General features: G+C 65.3%; 19 protein-coding genes and 1 pseudogene. 3 read left to right on the forward strand and 17 right to left on the reverse strand.

Annotated features, from left to right (window positions below; genetic code table 11):
* Window positions 1-454 precede the first annotated feature (454 nt).
* Window positions 455-937 (reverse strand): SapC family protein, encoded by a 483-nt coding sequence (locus tag EN786_RS39315; protein ID WP_348627049.1) that lies wholly within the window; start codon window positions 935-937, stop codon window positions 455-457.
* A pseudogene (locus tag EN786_RS39320) lies at window positions 921-1,211 on the reverse strand (SapC family protein); the annotation flags it as partial. The gene EN786_RS39315 and the pseudogene EN786_RS39320, both read right to left, overlap by 17 nt.
* A gap of 365 nt (window positions 1,212-1,576) precedes the next feature.
* Here EN786_RS39320 and EN786_RS23755 point away from each other — a divergent pair.
* Window positions 1,577-1,945 carry a GFA family protein gene (locus tag EN786_RS23755; protein WP_210212279.1) on the forward strand — a complete coding sequence of 123 codons (369 nt, stop codon included), beginning with the start codon at window positions 1,577-1,579 and terminating at the stop codon, window positions 1,943-1,945.
* A 69-nt stretch (window positions 1,946-2,014) separates the two neighbouring features.
* Here EN786_RS23755 and EN786_RS23760 read toward each other — a convergent pair whose 3' ends face one another.
* The 6 genes from EN786_RS23760 to EN786_RS23785 all read right to left on the reverse strand — a co-directional run bounded on the left by EN786_RS23760 (window position 2,015) and on the right by EN786_RS23785 (window position 10,036).
* A complete protein-coding gene (locus tag EN786_RS23760) occupies window positions 2,015-3,346 on the reverse strand; it encodes an HlyD family type I secretion periplasmic adaptor subunit (RefSeq protein WP_127309025.1) in 1,332 nt (443 codons plus the stop codon).
* The gene (locus EN786_RS23765) at window positions 3,343-5,199 is read right to left on the reverse strand and encodes a type I secretion system permease/ATPase (RefSeq protein WP_245478123.1); all 1,857 of its coding nucleotides are present in this window, start codon (window positions 5,197-5,199) and stop codon (window positions 3,343-3,345) included. Before EN786_RS23765 ends, EN786_RS23760 begins: the two co-directional genes overlap by 4 nt.
* A 223-nt stretch (window positions 5,200-5,422) precedes the next feature.
* Window positions 5,423-7,501: a hypothetical protein gene (locus EN786_RS23770; protein ID WP_135908911.1), complete on the reverse strand. Its 2,079-nt coding sequence runs from the start codon at window positions 7,499-7,501 to the stop codon at window positions 5,423-5,425.
* 405 nt (window positions 7,502-7,906) lie between these two features.
* Entirely contained in the window at window positions 7,907-8,542 is a 636-nt protein-coding gene (locus EN786_RS23775; protein WP_127309027.1) for a response regulator transcription factor, read from the reverse strand.
* A gap of 210 nt (window positions 8,543-8,752) precedes the next feature.
* Window positions 8,753-9,361, reverse strand: coding sequence for an NAD(P)-dependent oxidoreductase (locus EN786_RS23780; RefSeq protein WP_127309028.1), 609 nt, complete (start codon window positions 9,359-9,361; stop codon window positions 8,753-8,755).
* A gap of 36 nt (window positions 9,362-9,397) precedes the next feature.
* Window positions 9,398-10,036, reverse strand: coding sequence for a DsbA family protein (locus tag EN786_RS23785; protein WP_127309029.1), 639 nt, complete (start codon window positions 10,034-10,036; stop codon window positions 9,398-9,400).
* 110 nt (window positions 10,037-10,146) lie between these two features.
* Here EN786_RS23785 and EN786_RS23790 point away from each other — a divergent pair, with 110 nt between their 5' ends.
* Together EN786_RS23790 and EN786_RS23795 are read left to right on the forward strand one after the other, a co-directional pair.
* Window positions 10,147-11,064: a LysR family transcriptional regulator gene (locus EN786_RS23790; RefSeq protein WP_127309030.1), complete on the forward strand. Its 918-nt coding sequence runs from the start codon at window positions 10,147-10,149 to the stop codon at window positions 11,062-11,064.
* A gap of 107 nt (window positions 11,065-11,171) precedes the next feature.
* Window positions 11,172-11,441 carry a hypothetical protein gene (locus EN786_RS23795; protein ID WP_127309031.1) on the forward strand — a complete coding sequence of 90 codons (270 nt, stop codon included), beginning with the start codon at window positions 11,172-11,174 and terminating at the stop codon, window positions 11,439-11,441.
* 10 nt (window positions 11,442-11,451) lie between these two features.
* On the opposite strand, the gene EN786_RS23800 is transcribed toward EN786_RS23795, so the two are convergent.
* The 9 genes from EN786_RS23800 to EN786_RS23840 form a co-directional block, all read right to left on the reverse strand.
* Window positions 11,452-12,537, reverse strand: a complete 1,086-nt coding sequence (locus tag EN786_RS23800; protein ID WP_127309032.1) for a Gfo/Idh/MocA family oxidoreductase — start codon at window positions 12,535-12,537, stop codon at window positions 11,452-11,454.
* 73 nt (window positions 12,538-12,610) lie between these two features.
* Entirely contained in the window at window positions 12,611-13,375 is a 765-nt protein-coding gene (locus EN786_RS23805) for an ATP-binding cassette domain-containing protein (RefSeq protein WP_127309033.1), read from the reverse strand.
* Entirely contained in the window at window positions 13,372-14,376 is a 1,005-nt protein-coding gene (locus EN786_RS23810; RefSeq protein ID WP_127309034.1) for an ABC transporter permease, read from the reverse strand. Before EN786_RS23810 ends, EN786_RS23805 begins: the two co-directional genes overlap by 4 nt.
* Complete coding sequence (locus EN786_RS23815; RefSeq protein ID WP_127282943.1) at window positions 14,373-15,362, reverse strand: substrate-binding domain-containing protein; 990 nt, start codon at window positions 15,360-15,362, stop codon at window positions 14,373-14,375. Before EN786_RS23815 ends, EN786_RS23810 begins: the two co-directional genes overlap by 4 nt.
* Before the next feature lie 463 nt (window positions 15,363-15,825).
* Entirely contained in the window at window positions 15,826-16,863 is a 1,038-nt protein-coding gene (locus EN786_RS23820; protein ID WP_127309035.1) for an ROK family protein, read from the reverse strand.
* The gene (locus EN786_RS23825) at window positions 16,863-17,585 is read right to left on the reverse strand and encodes a ribulose-phosphate 3-epimerase (protein WP_127309036.1); all 723 of its coding nucleotides are present in this window, start codon (window positions 17,583-17,585) and stop codon (window positions 16,863-16,865) included. The genes EN786_RS23820 and EN786_RS23825 overlap by 1 nt, the downstream gene beginning before the upstream one ends.
* Complete coding sequence (locus EN786_RS23830) at window positions 17,582-18,400, reverse strand: alpha/beta fold hydrolase (protein ID WP_127309037.1); 819 nt, start codon at window positions 18,398-18,400, stop codon at window positions 17,582-17,584. The genes EN786_RS23825 and EN786_RS23830 overlap by 4 nt, the downstream gene beginning before the upstream one ends.
* On the reverse strand, window positions 18,400-19,218 hold the full coding sequence (locus EN786_RS23835) for a sugar phosphate isomerase/epimerase (protein ID WP_127309038.1): 819 nt from the start codon (window positions 19,216-19,218) through the stop codon (window positions 18,400-18,402). The genes EN786_RS23830 and EN786_RS23835 overlap by 1 nt, the downstream gene beginning before the upstream one ends.
* The gene (locus tag EN786_RS23840) at window positions 19,218-20,294 is read right to left on the reverse strand and encodes a Gfo/Idh/MocA family oxidoreductase (protein WP_127309039.1); all 1,077 of its coding nucleotides are present in this window, start codon (window positions 20,292-20,294) and stop codon (window positions 19,218-19,220) included. The genes EN786_RS23835 and EN786_RS23840 overlap by 1 nt, the downstream gene beginning before the upstream one ends.
* Window positions 20,295-20,296: the final 2 nt, after the last annotated feature.

Below are 20,296 nucleotides of genomic sequence, written 5' to 3' on the forward strand. Positions count from 1 at the left end.
GCATCCATGGCATTCGGCGCCACGGCTGCCATGATCCTTACGGCGCTCGAACGCGGCCCTGGCCGGCATAGTGGCGAGCTCGGTGTCGGCCGGCGGCGCCGGTCCAGGCATTCTCTTCTTCATAGCATTTGCTGTCGTTGCCACCGCGAGGGTTCGCGCCCGGCGCGCGATGGCTGCATTTGAACAGACTTGGCATCGGCTGGTCACGCAGCCAATATGAGCGGCTCGCCGACGGCGAAAATGGTGCGAAATTCGATCGCAGACGGCAGGGCAGGAGCGAGCCTCGATCATGCCAGCAATCGCGCCGGCACGCCGAGCAAGGACCGACCTCGGCAAGCCTCTGGTCGTTTGTACTCTGGCGCCATGTTATGACGCCGTTACGAGGCGCAGGGCATCGCCGGCGCGCAGGCCGCGCCGGAGCTTACTTGCGCCCGTCCTTGCGGGCCGACGCCTGCTAGACCAGCGAGGTCCAGCTGTTGCTCGAGGCGAGGTGGCAATAGAGCATTCCCAGCGCGCCCGATTTCCTGAGGTCGAAGAAGGCCTCGTCGCTCAGTTTGTTGAACGCGACCTCGTCGATCACCTGGAAATCGGTGAGGTTCAGCACCTCGCCGCCCTCCAGTGTCACCTTGCTCTGGCGCGGCGCGAACAGGCCGTGCGCGTCGATCTTCTCGATCATGGCCCGCGTCGCGTTGAAGTCGGGCTGGAACTGGTTGCAGAAGGCCAGCGCCTGCCGGGTCGCCTCGGTCGGCTTGGTGCCGTTGAAGAAGGGCGCGATCTGGCCGCCATCCTCGCGGAACGGCGCCAGCAGCTGGTCGATGACGCGCTCGCTGGCGCGGTCGATGCCGGCCGGCCGTCTTGGTCTCGTCGGCGAGGATGAAGGGATAGCGCCGCACATAGGCCGGAATGTAGTGCGGCTCGCTCCAGCGGCCGTCGGCATCGACGAACAGGTTCTCGTTCTGGCGCACGCCGGTGATGATCACTGGCGCCTTGGCGACGCCGATGAAGACGATCGGATAGGAGCGCATCGCCGCCGGCATTTCCGAGGCCACCACGGGGATGGCATGGGCGGACAGGGCGAAGGAGAAGTCGGCACGCGCCGTCAGCCCGAGCGAGCCGTGCCGTATCGGGTTGAGCGCCTCGGGCTTCGAATAGAACAGCGGCAGCCCGGTATCCGCCGCGGCCGGTGCCGTCTGCGTCTTCAAATCACTCATCCGTATCCTCCTCTGGCGCCATCTGGGTTTAGAGCAATTCCAGGAAAAGTGTGTAACGGTTTTCCGTCCGGGATTGCGGCAAGGCAAGAAATAGAACGGCTCAACGTTTCCGCCAAACGATGAACCGCTCCGGTGACCCGCAAGCCGGTGACCATTCCGATCTCGCTGGCCGGCTTCACCGCCGCGATCGACAAGCTCGCAGCCGTGAAGTGATCAGGGAAGCCCGAACGGCTCCGAGTGCAATTGACCCCACCGCGATGATCGAGGCCGCTTGCGAAGAGTGGAGCGAACGGCGTCGATCGACTAGCTTCATGGTCCTCGGTCGCTTTCGAGCGAGCGCATCACGGAGGATCGGATGGTGACGGGTGGCTGTCTTTGCCGGCGGCGTGCGTTACGAGATCGCGGGCGAGCTCTTCCAGCCGATCGCATGCCACTGCTCGCAATGCGCGCGCACCAGCGGCAATTTTGCCGTCATGACGGCATGCCGGTCGTCGGATATCAGGCTGCTGACCTCGTCGACGTTCAGCTGGTACCGCTCGTCGCCCAAGGTCGAGCGCGGCTTCTGCTCGCGCTGCGGCGGCAACCTGTTCTGGAAGGCGGAACCCGGCGCCGAGACCTATGTCACGGCCGGCACCCTCGACCGGCCGACCGGCCTTCGCCTTGGCGAGCACATCTTCGTCGGCTCGAAATCCGACTTCTACGAGCTGACCCTGCCCCAGAAGCATGAATGGTAGGTTGCAAGAGCCTATCGTTCCCGGAAGCCGCGATTGAATGAGTCGCGAACCGAGGCCAGTGTCCGGCGGCTATTTTTCCCGCATCGCCCGGCGGAAGTTCTGCGTGATCGGCTCGGCGATGTAGGAAAGCACGGTGCGGGCGCCTGTCCGGATCATCGTCTCGCTCGACATGCCGGGCAGCAGCTTGCGGCCCTCCAACTTCGCGAGTTCGGTCTTGTCGATCAACACGGTCGCCGCGAAATACGGTGCCCCGCTGCGCTCCTCCGTCATGCGGTCGGCCGACACGACCTCGACGACGCCGTCGAGCGGCGGCAGGTTGTAGCGGGCGAAAGCCGGGAAGCTGACGCGCGCGGGCTGTCCGGGGGCGATCGTCTCGACATCCTCCGGTTTGACCATCGCCTCGACCACGAGCTGTTGCCCGAGCGGCACGACTGTCATCATTGTCTCGCCGGGTTTCACGACACCGCCGGCCGTGTGGACCTTCAGATCCATGACGATCCCGTCGACCGGTGCGACGACATTGGTGCGGGCAAGCACGTCCCTGGCGGAACGCTCCCCCTGTCTGAGGTCGAACAACTCCGCCTCGACCTTGCTCAACTCCTCGACAGCCTCGTTCAGCCGCACAGTGTTGAGGTTCAGGGTCTGCATGTCGATCTCGGCCATGGCGCTTTTGGCGCGCGCGATCGCCGCGACGTTGGTGGCGCGCTCGCCTTCGATCTCGCGTTGTTGCTGCCTGAGCGACAGATTCCGTTCGCGGGTGGTCAGCCCCTTCTTGAGCAGGCCCTCAAGGTCCTTGGTCTCGGCCTCGAGCGCCTCGATCTGCCTGTCCTCGGTGGCGACAAGCTCCTGCAGTCCCGTTATCTCTTCCTCGGTCTGGTGACGGCGCTGGGCGAGAATTCCCCGCTCGTCCTCGAGATTATGATGCTTGGCCGCGAACACGTCGCGCTGCGCGGCCACCGCGTCCCTCGCGGCGGTAGTGGGATTGGCGAGCAGCGTCGGATCGAACTCGATCTCGGCCTTGCCGTCGCGCTCGGCCCGCAGACGCGCCGCCAGCGCCTCTCGCGTCGCTATCCGGTTCTGGACCAGGTCGAGCTGCGCCTTCGCCTGCGTGTCGTCGAGCCGGAGGAGGACCTTGCCCGCCTTGACGATATCGCCGTTGGCGGCGTTCAGGTCCGCGATGATGCCGCCCTCAAGGTGCTGGATGAGCTTGCGGTCGCCGGCGACCTTGATAACGCCCGGCGCCACCGCGGCGCTGTCCAACGGTGCCAGCGCCGCCCAGCCCCCGGCGACGCCGAAGAACAGGAACATGATCGCGAACCCGGTGGATGTCACGCCGGCGAGACGCAGTGGCACCGGCTCCAGCCGCGACGGTGGCGGCGCGGGTAACTCGACGACGTTCATATCCGCCCCCGTGTCCTTGGTTGCGCGGCACCGGCCTCACCCTCTCGAACGCTGCCCTGTCGCGCGGGAACGAGGTTGAGGCTCGGACGCAATTTTCGTTCCGCGTATCGGCGCGCCGGAGGTGGGGCGCTGTCCTGGTTCGCCGGCACGGCCTGGTTCGCCCCTATGGCCTGGTTCGCTATGGCCGGCACCTGACTGATCTGTCGGATGCGCGCGGCGAGTTCGCCGAAGACATAATCGCGCGGACCGTAGAGGTCCTGCTGGCCCCGGTTGAGCACCAGGATCTTGTCGACCTTCTCCAACATGTTCGATCGGTGCGCGATCAGGATAATGGTCGTGCCCGCCGCCTTGACGGCGCCCAGGGCAGCGACCAGGGCATCCTCTCCCTCGCGATCGAGGTTGGAATTGGGCTCGTCCAGGATGAGCAGCGGCGGGTCGCCGTAGAGCGCGCGCGCCAGCCCGATGCGTTGGCGCTGCCCGCCTGACAGCACCGCTCCGGATTCGCCGATCTCGGTGGCGTAGCCTTTCGGCAGCCCTTTGATCAGTTCGTGGACTCCCGCCAGTTGCGCGGCCTTGACCACGTTGTTGAACACCGTCGGGTTGAGCTGCGCGAAGCGGCAGATGTTCTCGGAAATGGTGCCGGCGAAGAGCTCGATGTCCTGCGGCAGGTAACCGACATAATGGCCGCGGTCCTCCGCCGCCCATTGGGCGACATCCATGCCGTCGAGCAGCGCGCGCCCGCCGGATGGACGCCAGGCGCCGGCCAGTATGCGCGCCAGGCTCGTCTTGCCGGCCGCGCTCGGGCCGATCAGCGCCATTGCCTCGCCTGGATTGAGCCGGAAGCTGATGCCTTTCAGGATAGGTTCGCCGCCCGGTCGGCCAAGCACGAGATTGTCGGCCTCGAACTTGCCTTTCGGCCGAGGCAGCGGCAGCACCGGCGTGGCCTCAGGATGTTGTCCGGCAACCGCGGTGAGGCGCCGGTAGGCGGCGCGTGCTCCGACCGTCGCCTTCCATGTGCCGATCGCCTGCTCGACCGGGGACAGAGCGCGACCCATCAGGATCGAGGCGGCGATCATGATGCCGGGCGAAGCCTCGTTGCGAACCACCAGGTAGGCGCCAAGGCCGAGTATCGCCATCTGCAGGGCCAGCCGGTGACAGCGCGCGATGGCCGAGATGACGCCGCCGCGGTTGGCGGCGAGAACCTGTCCCTTGTTTGCCTCGTCCTGCTGCTCCTTCCAGCCTTCAAGCAGCGGCTTCAGCATGCCCATCGCCTGCACGACCTCGGCGTTGCGGATGGCCGCCTCGGCCTGCACGTAGGCCCGCGACTGCGCGTTTGCCGCCTCGGTCAGCGGCTTCCGCGTGAGGTATTCGTTGAGCAATGCCAGCCCAAACAGCAGGATTCCACCGACCAGGGCCAGCCAGCCCAGCCAGGGGTGCATCAGGAATATCGCGGCGAAGAACAGCGGCGCCCAGGGCGCGTCGAGGATCGGGAAGATGCTCGGGCTGGTGAAAAAATTCCGCACCTGATCCAGGTCGCGCAGCGGACGGGCGTTGGCATGACCGGGCGCCGAAGCGGAATATTCCACCGATGCGGTCAAGAGTACCGGCGCCAACCGTGCATTCATCCACGATCCGACCTTGGCCAGGAGGCGCCCGCGAACCACCTCCAGCCCCGCCATCGCCGCGAGTGCCGCCGCCGCCATCAGCGACAGCATCGCCAACGTCTCCAGGCTGTGGCTGGACAGCACGCGATGGTAAACCTGGAGCATGTAAAGCGCCCCGGTCAGCATCAGCACATTGATGCCGGCGCTGAACCAGATAAGCGGCCGGATGGCGCGTCTGGCCTCTTTCATCACGACCTGCAGCGCAGGGAGCTGTTGGCTGGCTCTCATCATTATTTCTCTGTGCGGGATGACATCGGAGCGTCGTCCACAGCATCGTAAGTGGACACTGCAAGCCGCCGCTTTGCCCGTCGCCTGGTTTTAGTCCAGGGCCTTGATGTCTCGTGAACGACCGGTCCCCCAAGGGGGACCGGATCGCCAGGCTTTGAAGTTCTTGCAGGCTGCGAGGACGCCATTAAATGAAGTCCTGGCTTGCGAGGATGCTCAGGTCTTGCGTGGCAGCATCGCCGTCGAGGTCGGTGTTTGCCAGCGTGAAGTCGAACTGCTGATCGGGAACCGGACCCTCGATGCTCGTCGAGAAGTCGAGGATGCGAACACCCGAGTTGGCACCGGGGACCGTGAACTGAACGTAGGCCGTGTCGAAGGCTTGACCACCATCGTCGTTGATGGTCACGGTCTGATTACCCGAGCGCAAGCCAGTAACGTTGTCGATATTGTGATCGATCAGATTACCGGCATTGTCGTAAAGCCACGATTCTACAGTGATGGCATTGATGTTTCCAATTCCTGCGACCGCAAAGGTTAGATTGTTGATATCAGAACCGTCCGCAGTATGGAAGGTGAAGCCCTCGTTGTTATTAATCTGCGAAGCCTGACCGCCTTTCACCCCGAATCCAACCGCATCGGGGTTAAGATCGTCAGCAGCTACAGTCGGGCCTCCCAGTGGAGCCGTGTTGAACGGCGTAAAGGCATCCTTGGTCGCGTCCGCTGCGGGGTGAGTGTTGAAGATAAGACCGTCAAAGACGATGCTGCCGGTGTTGTCCACCGTGGGTACCGTCAAGGTCTCCTGAGGACCGCCCGACTTGACCGCATTGAAGTTGAGGTCGGACTGCTCACCGTGGGGTGTGAAGAGCACGTCGAAGGTGTACCCCGTGTCCGTCACGTTCAGTTGGTAGAGGTCCGTATCGGTGGCCACGTCGTGGTAAGTCAGCGTGGTTCCGTCGTTGGTGAGGATCTCCGTGATGTCATCGCCTCCGAGATCGGTGTATTCGGTGATGATAACGTGTGAGCCATCGGCTCCGGCAGTAAGGTCGAACGTCCCTGTGTCCTGTTGACCGGCGGCCAATCCGACCTGGAACGGCAAGGTATCACCAGTGATGTCGGTGAACGTCGGCCCGGCGTCCTCGAACACCAGGTGCGTCCCGAGATCCTCGTGGTTGACGACCGTCACCTCGGACGATGATGGGAACGCGACTTCGAGGTTCTCAACGCGTACGCCGGAGGTGCTTACCTTTGTGTCGTAGTAAAATCGAACGTAGATTTGGTCGACGCTATCGGCCGTTTCGATGGTATAATTCTCAAAGACGGCGCTGCCGGAAGGTAAGTTTACGGTGTCGGTGTCGGTAGCAACTACTACTCCATTATCGACAGCCCACCACTCAATGTTCACTTTCTTCACGCCGCCTACGGCCTGGATGTCGAACCTGATGCCGCCGATTTCGTTCGCATCCTGATCAGCAGAAGTCCAGGCCGCGTCTTGAACCAAGAAGCCCTCATTTTGATTCATCTGAGAGGCTTGACCGCCCTTCACACCGAAGCCGATGGCGTCGGGGTTCAGATCATCATTGGTTCCGGGGTTGGTTGGGACTGTCGTTGGATCGGCCACCGTCCCCGGGAAGATGAGTCCATCAAACTTGGCGCTGTGATTGTCAGTGGGATCGGTTGTCGCAACCGTGAGGGTCTCCTGCGGGCTACCTGACGGGATCGACGCGAAGTCGAGTGTCTGAAACGTCGTTACGATCTCGGTGGTCGATACATCCAGTGTGATCTTGCCATCGGCAAACGACAGGATGTCGTCATCGTCAACGTTGAGAGGATCGCTGTGCCCCAGCGGCTCGTATTGAATGAGGTAAATTTGCGCCGAGGACAGGTCGCTCTCGTCCAGCGCAACAGCGAACGCCAGGTCGCCGTTCGGGTCAGCGTCACCATTCGCGTCGGCCTCGCGCCCATAAATGATGCCGCCTTCGTTGTAGAGGAAGATTGCCACACCGTCGACGGTAGAGAGGCCGCTCGCCGTGCCGTCATCGGGGATCGATAGCGCCAGATCGGTCACTCCGGTTGTGTCAAGGAGGGCGTCGTTGACGGCCACCTGCGGGAAGCCTGTTGTGGCGTCGGTACCGCCACTGATATCAGCCACGCCGAGAGTGGTGAGCGTGTTGATCAGCGTCGCGTCGAGTTCTTTATCATTATCATTGGTGACGGTCTGTACGCCGATTTGCTCGTCGAGAACGAGATTGCCGTTAATAGTAGCCATAATCTGCCTCCCAATTGTGATCGAGTTATTCCAGGGTCAGTTGGAATTAGGTCAGGGCGCGCCGAAAATGGTGGATTCGAGAACCAGAACAGAACACGCCTTAACGTAAGCAAGTTCCGGAAGCGTCGAAAACTACGATTGCCCGTCCGCCATGACTTGGATGCTGGCAAACCCCAGTTGCTGAGGATCGATCTGAAATGCGGCCCTCGGAGTCATTGTCCGGCCAAGGCAGAGGGCGCGTCCATTCGCGTTTCGATAGCTTTTCGGTCAATGATCGTCCTGATCGAACGATATATATCCTTCGATATACGGGCGGACGCGGGCCTGAACGCGCTGGGTCTTCGTGTCAAACACGTCGACAGACACTCGCGCGCCGGCGCGATGCGCTTCAGCCTGAAAAGGGGATCAGATCAGGTCTGTGTTGGGACGGTCGCCCTTGCCGTGCGTCGCCCAAGCGAGCTCGGCCCTGCTGCCGAGGTTGAGCTTGGCGTAGACGTGGTGCAAATGCATCTTCACCGTGCCTTCGGACACATGCAACCGCTGGGCGATGGTCTTGTTGCGCAAGCCGCGCGAGACGAGGTCGGCGATTTCGCTCTCGCGCCCCGTGAGCTTCGAGAGGGGCTGCGGCTGCGGCCTGGGCATCAACAGATGCTGGACGATCTTGTTGTCGATCCACTTTTTGCCGCTCGCCACCGCGTTCACGCATTCGACGAGAAAGCGGTTGCTGATGCCGTCAAGCACCACGCCATCGGCGTCGAGCGCCTGTATTTCCTTGATATCGAAGCCGCCGTTTTGCTGCAGGATGAAGACAATGCCGAGCGCACGGTGGGTGGCTCTCAGCCGGGAGGAAAGACTGGCCGTCTGCGGGTCCGCTGTGTCCAGGCCGACGATGACAATATCGGGCAGATGGCGCTCCACATGGGGGAGAACGTCAACAGCGCGGTGGCACTCGGCGACAATCTCGTGACCGGCCTTCCGCAACACCCACTCCAGACCGGCGAGATACACCCCCCGCGGGTCCGCGACAACCACTGTCGACATGCGAACACCGTCCGTAAAAAACGCAACGAACTTTGTTTAAACCCCTAGGAAAAAGGAAACCAGAGGTTAGGCTAATTGTCAAGAAGTCCCTAATATAGTTGCGGCTATAACCGTAGTCCAAGGCTGTTCTTGCCCCGGTGCGCCGGACGGTCCGGCAACGCCGATGTTTTGAGCTTCGGCTCTGAATGCTAGCCGAAGCCGCGAATTCTCTCAGTAGCCGACGGTGAAGCGCTGCCGGATGTGCCTCGGCGTCTCGATCTCGTCGGCCATGACGATGGCGTAGTCCTCGAAGGAGATGCTGCTGCCCTTGTCGGAGGAAAGCAGCGTATCCTTGCCGAGCCGGAACGTGCCGGTGCGCTCGCCCGCGGTGAACAGCGCCGACGGCGACAGGAAGGTCCAGTCGAGATCGCCGACCGTCCGCAGCGTGTCGAGGAAGTCGCCGCCCTTCTGCGCCTCGGCCTTGTAGATGGCCGGAAATTCCGGCGTGTCGACCAGGCGCTTGCCAGGCGCGACCTCGAGGCTGCCGGCGCCGCCGACGACAAGGTAGCGCTTGACGCCGGAGGCGCACGCGGCGGCGATCAGCGTGTCGGGATCGCTGGCGGTGAAATGAACCGAACTGACGACGGCGTCATGTCCCTTGATCAGCGCGGCGAGGCCCTCCTTGTCGAAGACGTCGCCCTTGACAGCGGTCACGCCTGGCAGCTTGGCGATCTTGTCCGGGTTGCGGGCGATTGCGGTGATGGTGTGGCCGCGATCGGAGAGTTCTTTCAGGATGCGCGAGCCGGCCTGGCCGGACGCGCCGATGAGGGCGATCTTCATGGCATTTCCTTTCTGCTTGGGGGAGGGCTGGGAGGATCACGCCGCCTGGATATGGGCGACGAGATCGTCGTAGCTGCCGAACAGCGCGTTGGCGCTGATCAGGCGCGGCGCCGCGTTGCGGATCACGGCGAGCGCGGGGACGCCATTGGCATGCAGGCGCTGGAACAGCGTGCGGCCATGGCCGACAAGGTCGCGGTGCGCGGCCAGCAACGCCGGCGTCGGCGCCTTCAGCATCTGCGCCGCGTCCGCCATGCCGACGTCGGTCAACACCGCGGCGACACCGTCCACCGTCACGATGTCGCGTCCGCCGACATAGCGGGCATGCTGGATTGCCTTCAGCGCCGCAAGCCGCTGGCGCGGGTCTTCGAGTCCGCCGGCGACGATGCCGAGGGTGGCAGCGCCGGAATCGAGCAGGGTGCCGCGAACGTTCAGCACGTTGTCGAGATAAGCCTGGCTGAAGCGCTGTCCGCTCAGCCGCTCGATGCGCTGGTCGTTCGCCCAGGCATGGGCGGCAAAGCCGGCGTCCAGCGGCCGCGCGCCGGCGCCGGAGAAGAGGCCGGTCGGCAGGAGATCGAGCGCGATGCCGCTCTGCTCCAGCCTGTCCAGCATCGGCGTCGCGCCATAGCACCAGCCGCAGAGCGGGTCGAAAAGATAGGTCAGCGTTGCATTGTTCATGGCCGTCTCGTCCGGTGTCTGTCACGGATCTAGATGGCAGTTCGCCCAATTGCGAAAAACAGCGATCAATCGTACAGACTGTCTGACCAGATCAGACAATGGCTTTGCCGATGGCCGAACTTCTGAACCTTAACCGGCTCGTCTATTTCACCACGGTTGTCGAAACCGGGTCCTTCACCGCGGCCGCCGACCGGCTCGACGTCGCCAAGGCGGTGGTCAGCCACCAGGTCGGCAGGCTCGAGCGGGAACTGGGCGCCACGCTGCTGCGGCGCACGACGCGGCGCGTCACGATGACGGAGGAGGGGCGGCTGTTCTACGACCGCGCCGCCATCATCCTGCGCGAGGCGGAAGCCGCCTATGGCGACATCGCGCGCAGCGCCGACAAGCCGACCGGGATGCTGCGGCTGACGGCGCCGCTCGACTATGGCGAGAAGGTCGTGGCGCCGACCATCGCCGCCTATCTCAAGAAATATCCGAGGATGCGGGTCGAGACGATCTTCGACGACGCGGTCAGCAATCTCGTCGACGAGCAGATCGATCTCGGCATCCGCGCCGGCTGGCTGGCCGATTCCAGCAATCTGGCGCGCCGCCTTGGGAGCTTCCGGCAGGTCGTCGTCGCAAGTCCGGAGCTTGCGGCCAGGCTGCCGCCGGATGTGGCCCCCGGCCAGGCGAGGTCGCTGCCCTGGGTCGGCAATGTCCAGCTCCGCGGTATCGGCCAATGGCTGTTCTCGAAAGACGGCGAAACAGTGCTGGCCGAGCTCAACCCGATCGTCAGCTGCGACAAGAGCCCCGGCGTCCATGCCTGCGTGAAGGCCGGCATCGGGCTCGGCATCTTTCCGGACTACAGCGTCGATGACGACATCGCCAAGGGGCGCCTGGTGCGGATGTTCGCCGACTGGAGCCTGCCGACCGGCGGTATCCATGCCGTCTTTCCGCCGGCGCGCTTCAGGCCGGCCAAGGTGCGCGCCTTCGTCGAGCTTCTGGCGGCGGCCGAACGAAAGCGCGCCCGGGGCTCAAAACCGGACTGATGTCTCGACTGGTCAGCCCGGGCGGGGGGAGCAGGTCAGGGGAACCTTTGTCCGGCTGGCGATTTTGGATATGGTGGAACTTCGAACCGGTTAGGAGGGGTATGCGAATGACGACGAAACGCCTTGCGATCCGCGCACTCGTTTTCGCTGTGGCTTGCGGCATGGCCGCCTCGGCCTTCGCCGGAAGCCGCGACCATCGGGCCGAATCCGAACGCTACGTCCCCGCGCATCGCGATATCATCGACATCCTGTTCGCGGGCCCGCACTACTATGACCAGCAATTGTTCACGACGGCGGCCGGAGCCTGCTCGTACCAGCGTGTTGGCCCTGACGCCAATGCGTTGAACAAGATCAACGATCACCACTGCGGTAAATAGGCGGCCGGCCTCAGCGCCCGCCGCTCTCCCTCATCTTGCCGATGATCTCCGCCATCAGCGCCAGGTCGGCGCGTGAATCCGCGAGGTCGGTCAGCGGCTTCGTGCTTTCCATGATATGGCGGTGGAAGGTCTCGAGCTCGTTGGAGAAGGCGTCGCCATAGAGCGGGCCGAAGGCCTTCGTCACCGGACCGAGCGGACCGGCTTCCGTCACCTCCAGCCGCGTCGGGAGGCTGCGGACATAGGGCGTGTCGTAGATGATGCGAACCCGCCTGGTGTTCGAGCGCACCTCGATCATGGCATCGAACAGGCCGAGGTCGTCGACCACCGCGTCATAGAGGCAGGCGAAGTGACCGTAGTCGAAGGTCACGCTGGTGTTGGCGCCGCCATTGGTGCGGTGCGCCGCCACCACGCGCTTCGGCTCGCCGAGCAGCCCGCGCATCGCCGAGATGTGATGCGAGGAGAGCGCCGTCAGCCCGCGATAGGCGCGCACCAGGTCGGCGGAGGCATCCTGCCCCACCACTTCGCGGATCAGCGCGTCGCGTTCCTTCGCACCGCGCGCCAGGATCGCCGGATCGATGTCTGTGGGATAAAGGACGTTCTGGCTCTTCTTGAGGAAGTGCCGGCCCTCCGAGATCAGGTCGAAGATGCGCACATGGATGATGTCGGCGTGGGCCGGCAATTCCTCCCGTGCCGCCAGATAGGCCGGCGCATAGCGGCGCATGTAGCCGACGAACATGGTCTTGCCGTAATCCTTGCTCAGCGCCAGCAATTCGTCGATCTCGCGCACCGTCAGGCAGGCGGGCTTTTCCAGCAAAATGTGCTTGTTGGCCGCGATCGCGGCGCGCACGAAGCGGCTGTGCGTATCGTCGGACGACAGCACGAACACCGCGTCGATATCGGGCGAGGCGATCAGCGCCTCGGCGCTCTCGAACGCCTTGGCGGTCGGATATTCCGAGGTGACGAGCGACACCAGGCTTGGCGAGACGTCATGGACGCCGGCGATCACCCAGCGGTCGCGCTGGTCGGCCAGCACCGGCAAATGGATCGACTGCGCCACCTCGCCAAGCCCAACAAGTCCGACACGGATCACAGCCACGGCAAACTCCCTTGCATTTCCATTCTGTCGCCGGCCACCGAGGCCCGCGTTTGACGTCACGAATGACGGGCGATCACGCCGCGCCGGTGACCAGCGCCACCAGTTCGTTGCCGGTGGTTTCGGAGGCGCGCACCGTCGCCGCCATCCGCCCGGCCCGCATCACCCAGATCTGGTCCGAAAGGCGCCGCACCTGATCGAAATTGTGGCTGACCAGGATGACGCTCACCCCTTGCTCGCGCAGCCGCCGGATCAGCGCCTCGACATTGCCGGTCTCCTGCACGCCGAGTGCGGCCGTCGGTTCGTCCATGACGACGAGCTTGGCGCCGGAGCCGGCGGCGCGGCAGATCGAGATCGCCTGTCTTTGCCCGCCCGACAGGCGCCGCACGCGCTGCGTTACTGAAGGCACGTTGATCGACAGGCGCGACAGCATGGCGCGAGCCTGCGTCTTCATCGCCTTGCGGTCGAGCAGCGCGAACGGGCCGATGCGGCGCACGATCTCGCGGTTGAGGAAGAGGTTCTGCGCCACGGTCAGCTCGTCGATCAGCGCCAGGTTCTGGTGCACCGTCTCGATGCCTGCCTTGCGTGCTTCGTCGGGATTGGAGAAGGGATGCGGCCGGCCGTCGAAGAAGATCTCGCCGCCGTCCGGCGCATACACGCCGACCAGGCAGCGGATCAACGTCGACTTGCCGGCGCCATTGTCGCCGATGACAGCGGTGACCTCGCCGCGGCGGGCCTGGAAGGCGACATCGGTGAAGGCGCGGATGCCGCCGAAATGCTTGCTTAAGCCGTCGCAGGCGAGGATCGCTTCGGTCGAGGGGGTGTGATGGACGGCGCTCATTTCTGGTACCGCATGATCAGCGCCGCCAGCACCACGATGGCGCCCACGGCGAGCGGTTGATAGAAGGCCGAGACGCTGAGCAGCGTCAGCCCGTTGACCAGCGCGGTGAGCATCAGCGCGCCGATGGCGGGCCCGAGGATGCTGGCGCGGCCGCCGAACAGGCTCACGCCGCCCAGCACCACGGCGGCCACCGAATTGAGGAGCAGGCTGGTGTTGATCAGCGGCTCGGCCGAGCCGATCCGCGCCACCAGGAGCAGCGAGGCGATGCCGGCGCAGAAGCCGGAAATCGTGTAGGCGGCGATCTTCACCCTGCCGGTGCGGATGCCCAGCGCCGAGGCGCTTTCGGCCTGGCCGCCGGTGGCCAGCAGATGCACGCCGAAGCGCGTGTGATAGAGCGCGACATGGGCGACGATGACGGCCGCGATCGCCACCCAGACCGGATAGCCGAACGGTCCGAACGAGCCGGAGGCCAACCGCAGCAGGAAGGTCGAGCCGACCATCGTCGGTTCGCCGCCCGACAGGATGAGGCCGAGGCCGGTGATGCCCGACAGCGCGCCCAGCGTCACCACGAAATCGGGAATTTTCCCGGCGGTGATGAGGACGCCGTTGAGGAAACCCACCGCGCTGGTGGCAAGGACGGCGAGCACGCAGGCCGCGAATATGCCCCAGCCGGCGGCGTTGACCAGGCCGAGGATGATGGCGCCGAGCATGACGGCGGCGGCCAGCGAAAGATCGATGCCGGAGGTCGCGACGACGAAGGTCTGGCCGATCGACAGCACCACCAGGATCGCCGCGGCCAGGAGCAGCGCCTGCAGATTGGCGACGCTGAGGAAGACCGGCTGGGCGATGCCGAAGACGATGACGAGGCCGACCAGGCCGACGACCGAGGCCCAGTCGGCCCAGAAGGAAGGATCCAGGAGGAGAGCCGACAGGGAGGAACGGCTCTCCTCCGCCGCGCCCGCCGTCACTCGAGCGGGCGCGCTTTGTTCAGGTGTGCTCACTTCAACATCTCGCGGAAGGGATCGGGATACTCGCCGCCGGGCGCGGGGAAATTCTTCAGCGACGCTTCCGCATTGTCCTTGTTGATCAAGAGCACCGGCGCCGGAACATTGGCGGGCAGTTCCTTGCCCTTGGCGGCAATGGCGCAGGCCTCGACGCCCATTGCGCCGACGACATAGGGATATTGCGCGACGGTGGCGGTGAGCTCGCCGGCGGCGATCGATTTCAGCGCGTCGACGATGCCGTCGAGGCCGATCACCTTGACGTCCTTGCCCGAGGTCTGCACGGCGCGTTCGACGCCGAGCGCCATGACGTCGTTGGCGGCGAAGAAGCCGGCGAGATCGGGGTGCGCGGCCAGGATGTCGGTGGCCGCGGTCAGCGCCTTCTCGCGATCCCAATCGGCGCTCACCATCACCACCACGTCGAGCTTGCCTTCGACGGCCTGCTTGAAGCCCTTGATGCGCGCGTTGGAGCCGACGTCGCCGACGATGCCGGCGACCAGCGCCACCTTGGAACCTTTCGGCACCAGCTTCAGCATCTCCTCGCCCGCCAGCGCGCCGGCGGCGACGTTGTCGGTGCCGATATAAGTCGAGATGGCAAAGCCTGCCGCCTTGGCTTGTTCGGCGTCGATGGTGCTGTCGATGTTGACGATCGGCTTCTTCTTCTGGGCGACCGGCACCAGCGCCTGCACCAGGTTGGAAACGCTGATCGGGTTGACCAGGTAGCAGTCGAAATCCTGCATCGCCATGGCGGTCAGGCGATCGGCCTGCCCGGTCGCGTCGCCCATGTTGGCGGCCGCCTGCACGGTGACGCCGACGCCGTCGGCCTTGGCCTGGTCCTCGATGCCCTTCTGCATGGTCTGGAAGAACGGATTGTCGAGACCCTTCACGATCGCCCCGACTTTCGGCGCTTCTCCGGCATGCGCCGGTACGGCAAGCGTCGTTGCAAGCAGGCCCGCGCCGAGCGTCAGGCAGTTCAACATGCGCATATGTCTTCCTCCTCCGAATTTTGGTTTGCGGTTGGTTGTTCTGCGAACGGAATGCCTGACGGCGCGCAAGCGACCCAGGCGCTCGTGCTGGAGAGGTGCAGGGTGTCTTCCATGTCAGGCATGCTCCTCCCAGAGCGCTGGCCGATGTGCCCTGCCAGAATTTCCGCATGTTTTAGAAAAATTTGACACGCGTCAAGAATTAAAGTGGTGTGCAGCGTGTTTTAATGTGCTGCGGTGCGGTAGGAGACGGCTGCGCCTTCTTGTTTCGTCATCCACGGGCGGAGCGGGAACGAAGCGGACGCGCAGACCCGAGGATCCATGCCGCTCCTTGCATGCGTCGCAGCGGTGCAGAACGTATGATTCTGCAGCGCCCTGTCGTTCGAAAGTCACGGGTGTGGATCCAGGGTCTCCGCGACGTCGCTTCGCTTCTGCTCTCGCCCTGGAATGACGAAGAAGGGTCTGCTCAGGCCCGCGGCGCCAACGCTGGCTCATCCTGCCCGCCGGCGCCGCTCCTGGTCTCGTCGTTCTGCACCATCGCCAGCGCCGTGCCGGGCTCGCCCTCCCACAGGATCAGGCTGGCCGCGCCGACCAGGCCCGCCCGGTCGCCGAGCTCGGCCGGCACGATCGGCACGTCGCGGTAGGCCGGCATGGCGCGCTCCTCGACCGTCGCCCTGATCCCCGGAGCCAAAAGGTCGAAGCCATTGGCGAGGCCGCCACCCATCACGATCAGGTCCGGCGAATAGAGATGCAGAAGATTGGTGAAGCCGATGCCGAGCCATCTGGCTTCCGCCTCGACCAGTTGGCGGGCGGTCGCGTCGCCCGTCCGCGCGGCCTCGACGACATGGCGGGCGGAGATGTCGCCGTCCTTCGCAAGGCGCCGGAGCAGCGATCCGTCGCCGGGCGCTGTCAGCCGCGTCGCCTGGCGCCCGAGCGCCGTGCCGGAGGCGACCGCTTCGAAGCAGCCGACCGCGCCGCAGAAGCAGCGGTCGCCTTCGCCGGTGATTGTCATGTGGCCGATCTCGGCCGCCAGCCCGCGCCTGCCGTGATAGATGTGGCCGTCGGCGACCACGCCGCCGCCGATGCCGGTCGAGACGGTGACGAACACCAGCGATCCGGTGCCGCGGCCGGCGCCGAAGCGCCATTCGCCGAGCGCTGCCGCATTGGCGTCGTTCTCCAGCCGCACCGGCAAGCCGAACTGCCGGCTGAGGATGTCGATCAGCGGCACATTGTGCCAGCCGGCCAGAGTCGGCGGTCCGATGACGATGCCCGCCTTGGGGTCGAGCGGGCCGGGCGCGCACATGCCGATGCCGACGACCTTGGCCTGCGGGTGCTGCTTGAGCAATTTGTCCGCCAGCGTGATGATCTGGCCGATCACCGCCTCCGATCCGGCACCTGCAAGCGTCGGCGCCGAGACGCGGACGATGACGTCGCCGCTGCGCTCGACCAGCGCGCCGCGCAGCTCCGTGCCGCCGAGATCGAAAGCGAGCGCGACCGTGTTCATCACGCGGCGGCCTTCAGCCCGTGCAGCCAGGCCATGCGCTGCGCGAGGTCGGGGTCGCCGAAGGCAAGCGAGCCAAGCACCACCGTGTCGGCGCCGGCGGCGCGCAAGCTGGGCACCGTCTCGTGGCGGATGCCGCCGTCGGCGGCAAGGATGATATCGGCCTCGCGCCCGGCCTTCCTGATCAGCGCGCGCGCCTCGATCAGGCGCGGACAGGCCTGCTCCGACAGGCTCTGGCCCTTGACGCCGATCGACGTGCCGAGAAGCGTCACGAACGCCACCTCTGCCAGGAACGGGACGATTGCCGCGACAGGCGTTTCCAGCCGCAGCACGACGCCGGCCTCGGCGCCGAGTTCACGCGCCAGCCGCACGGCGCGTAGGCCCGCTTCGCCATTCTCGGCGTGGATGGTGACGAGGTCGGCGCCGGCCTCGATGAACTGGCGCGTCTGCGCCTCGACGATCTCGGCCTCGACCATCAGATGCACATGGATCGGCTTCGCCGTCAGCCTGGCGATGCGCGCCACGAGGTCGGGGAAGAACAGGAAGCCGGGGGTGAAGCGGGCATCCGCGACGTCGACGTGATGCAGGTCGGCATAGGCCTCGATGCGCTTCAGGTCGCGCTCCATATTGGCGAGGTCGGCCGACCACAGCGAGAATTCGCCGAGCAGCCTGTTGCGCGGCAGGGCGGCGATTGCGGCGGGGCCGGAGAGGGATTTGCTGGTCATGACGGAATGAGGCTCCGGACTTTCGAGTGGGACTGGAGGAACGTGGTGATCTCAGTGTGCAACTCACTGAAATGCTGCTTGCTGTCGCGGGCCTTGGGTGTGACCTCGGCGAAAACCGCGTTTGGCATCGTGGCGGCAAGCGTGTAGGCGCTCGACAGCGGATGGACAGCGTCCATGGCATTGCCGACGAACAGCGCCGGAATGGCGAGCGCGGCCACTTCGTGTTGCGAAACACCCGGTCCGTCGGCGGCAATATTGGCCAGCACCTGCGCGAAGGCCTTGGCGTCGGGCCGGTCGAAATAGCCGAGCAGCGAGGAAAGATTGTCGGGCGCCTCGTGATAGAGGCGCGTGGCCGTCGCCGTTTGCGCGAAGATCGTCCTCGCCTTGTCGGGCCCATGCTCGAGGATCAGTTCGGCGACCTCGGCTATGGGCTGCATGTTCGGCGGTGCCGCCGCGAAGGTCCAGGCAGGCCGCACCATGACCAGGGCGGCGACGCGTTTCGGATGGCGGCAGGCCAGCCGCAGCGCGATCCCGGCGCCCATCGAGACGCCGCCGGCAATGAAGCGGTCGAGGCCGGCCCGATCGGCGGCCGCGAGAACGTCGTCGGCGAACATGTCGAAGGAAAACGGGCGCCGCTCGCCAAGGCCGGAGCCGCCATGCCCGCGGCATTCCAGCGTGATGCGGCGGAAGCCGGCGGGGAAGGTCTGGGCGACCTGCGCCTCGCCGCCACCCAGCCCATGCTGGAAGACGACCGCCAGACCTTCGCCGGCGTCGGTGAACCGCAGCGTGGCGCCGTCGCGAGAGAGCGTCGCCATCACACCAGCCCCTTCAGGAAACGGGCGACACCGGGCGCTTCCTCGGCGGAAAGCCCATGCGTCACCAGCGGCCCATCGAAGCCGGTGCGCTTCAGCCGGGTGATGAAGTCGGCAAAGTCGACCACGCCGTGGCCGGCCGTGGCGAAGCGGGCGTCGGCGAAACGGTCCTTGGCATGCGCCATGGCGACATGACCGGCCGTGCGTTCGACCGCATCGGCGACGATGGCGCGCGCCTGTGCGGCATCCGCCTGCTCGAAGAGGTTCGCCGGATCGAGCACGACGCGCAGCCGCTTCGAGCCCATCTCGGCGATCAGGCGCGTCGCGTCGGCGGCGGAGGTGACGATGTTGGCCTGCTCGGGCTCGATTCCGAGGTCGACGCCGTGGCGCTCGGCAATCTCGAGCGCCTTCTCCATCTGGCGCGCCATATCGGCCCAGGCCGAGGGGTCGGCATTGTCGGGGTGATGCGCCCACTGGTCGTCGGGGTTGCGTGTTCCGGTGCAGAGCGTCACCAGCGGCGTGGAAAGCCTGGCGGCCGCCTCGATCACCAGCGCCAGCCGGCGCAAGCCGTCGTGGCGCACCGCCTTGTCCGGATGCGCCATGTTGTAGGTGCCCGACAACGCGACAAGGGCCACGCCCGAAGCTTCGGCGGCGGCCTTGATAGTCCGGATTGCCTCGTCGGGGACGGCATCCGGCATCGATGGCAGGCCGGCGCAGGCGAGATTGAACTGGGTGACCGCGAAGCCCGCATCGCGCACGGACGCAAGCACGCCGGCCGGCTCGGTGCCCGGAAAGGTCTTGGCGAACACCCCGACCTGCATCAGACCGCTCCCGTCACGCTGGCGATCTCGACGCGCTCGCCGCTCTCGACCGAGCGGGCGATCGCCACCATGGCGCGGATCGAGGCGAGCCCGTCCTCGACATTGGCGCCGCGCATCGGCTTGCCGTCGAGCACGGTTTCGGCGAGGCCTTCGATCTGGCGCCGGAAGAAGTGGCCGTCGGCGCCGAGCGGCTTGCGCGAGGTCGCGTCCTTCTCGTGGAAGATGTCGACCTCGCTCGCCCGGAAATACCAGGGATTGAAGGTCTTCGCGATCACGGAGCCGTTCTCGCCATAGAGCTGGAAACCTTCGTGCCAGTCCATGCGCACGGCAACGGTGAGATCGAGATGGCCGAGGGCGCCATTGGCGAACTCGGTTTCGACGAACCAGCAATAGGCGCCGAAGCGCTCGTTGAGGCGCGCCCGCACGGCGGTGATCTCGCCGGCGAGGAAGCGCGCCGTGTCGACCAGATGCGAGCCGTGCGCCAGCATGAAATATTGCCTGAGATCGGCTTTCGGGTTGCCGGCCGGCTTCCGCGCCAGCTTGCTGGTCACCGGCAGCGGCTGCACCGCGTCGGTGTTGGTGTAGCGATGCGTGGAATCGCAATACCAGGCCTTCAGCGCCAGGATCTCGCCCATCTCGTCGCGGACGAAATCGCGCGCCGCTTCCAGCGCCGGATCGAAGCGCTTCATGTGCCCGACCTGCAGCACCTTGCCCGAGCGCTTGACCGCTTCGGCCAGCTTCTCGCCTTCCTCGACCGAGACGCCGATCGGCTTTTCGCACAGCACATGCTTGCCGGCCTCCAGCGCCTTGATCGACATCGGCACGTGATAGGCATCCGACGTGGCGACGATCACCGCTTCCAGCGCGGGGTCGGCGAGCATCTCGTCAAAGTCGCCATACATCTTCTGCGGCTCATAGGTCGCGCCCATGCGCCCAAGCAGGTCGGGCGCGGCGTCGCAGATCGCGTAGAGGTCGGCGTTGCTCGCCTTCGCGCAGGATTCCAGATGCGCGAACTGCGCGATCGGCCCGCAGCCGAGCACACCGACACGAAGGCGACGGTCTTGCTTGCGGATCATCG

This window comes from Mesorhizobium sp. M4B.F.Ca.ET.143.01.1.1 (genome assembly GCF_004792275.1).
Lineage (GTDB): Bacteria > Pseudomonadota > Alphaproteobacteria > Rhizobiales > Rhizobiaceae > Mesorhizobium > Mesorhizobium abyssinicae.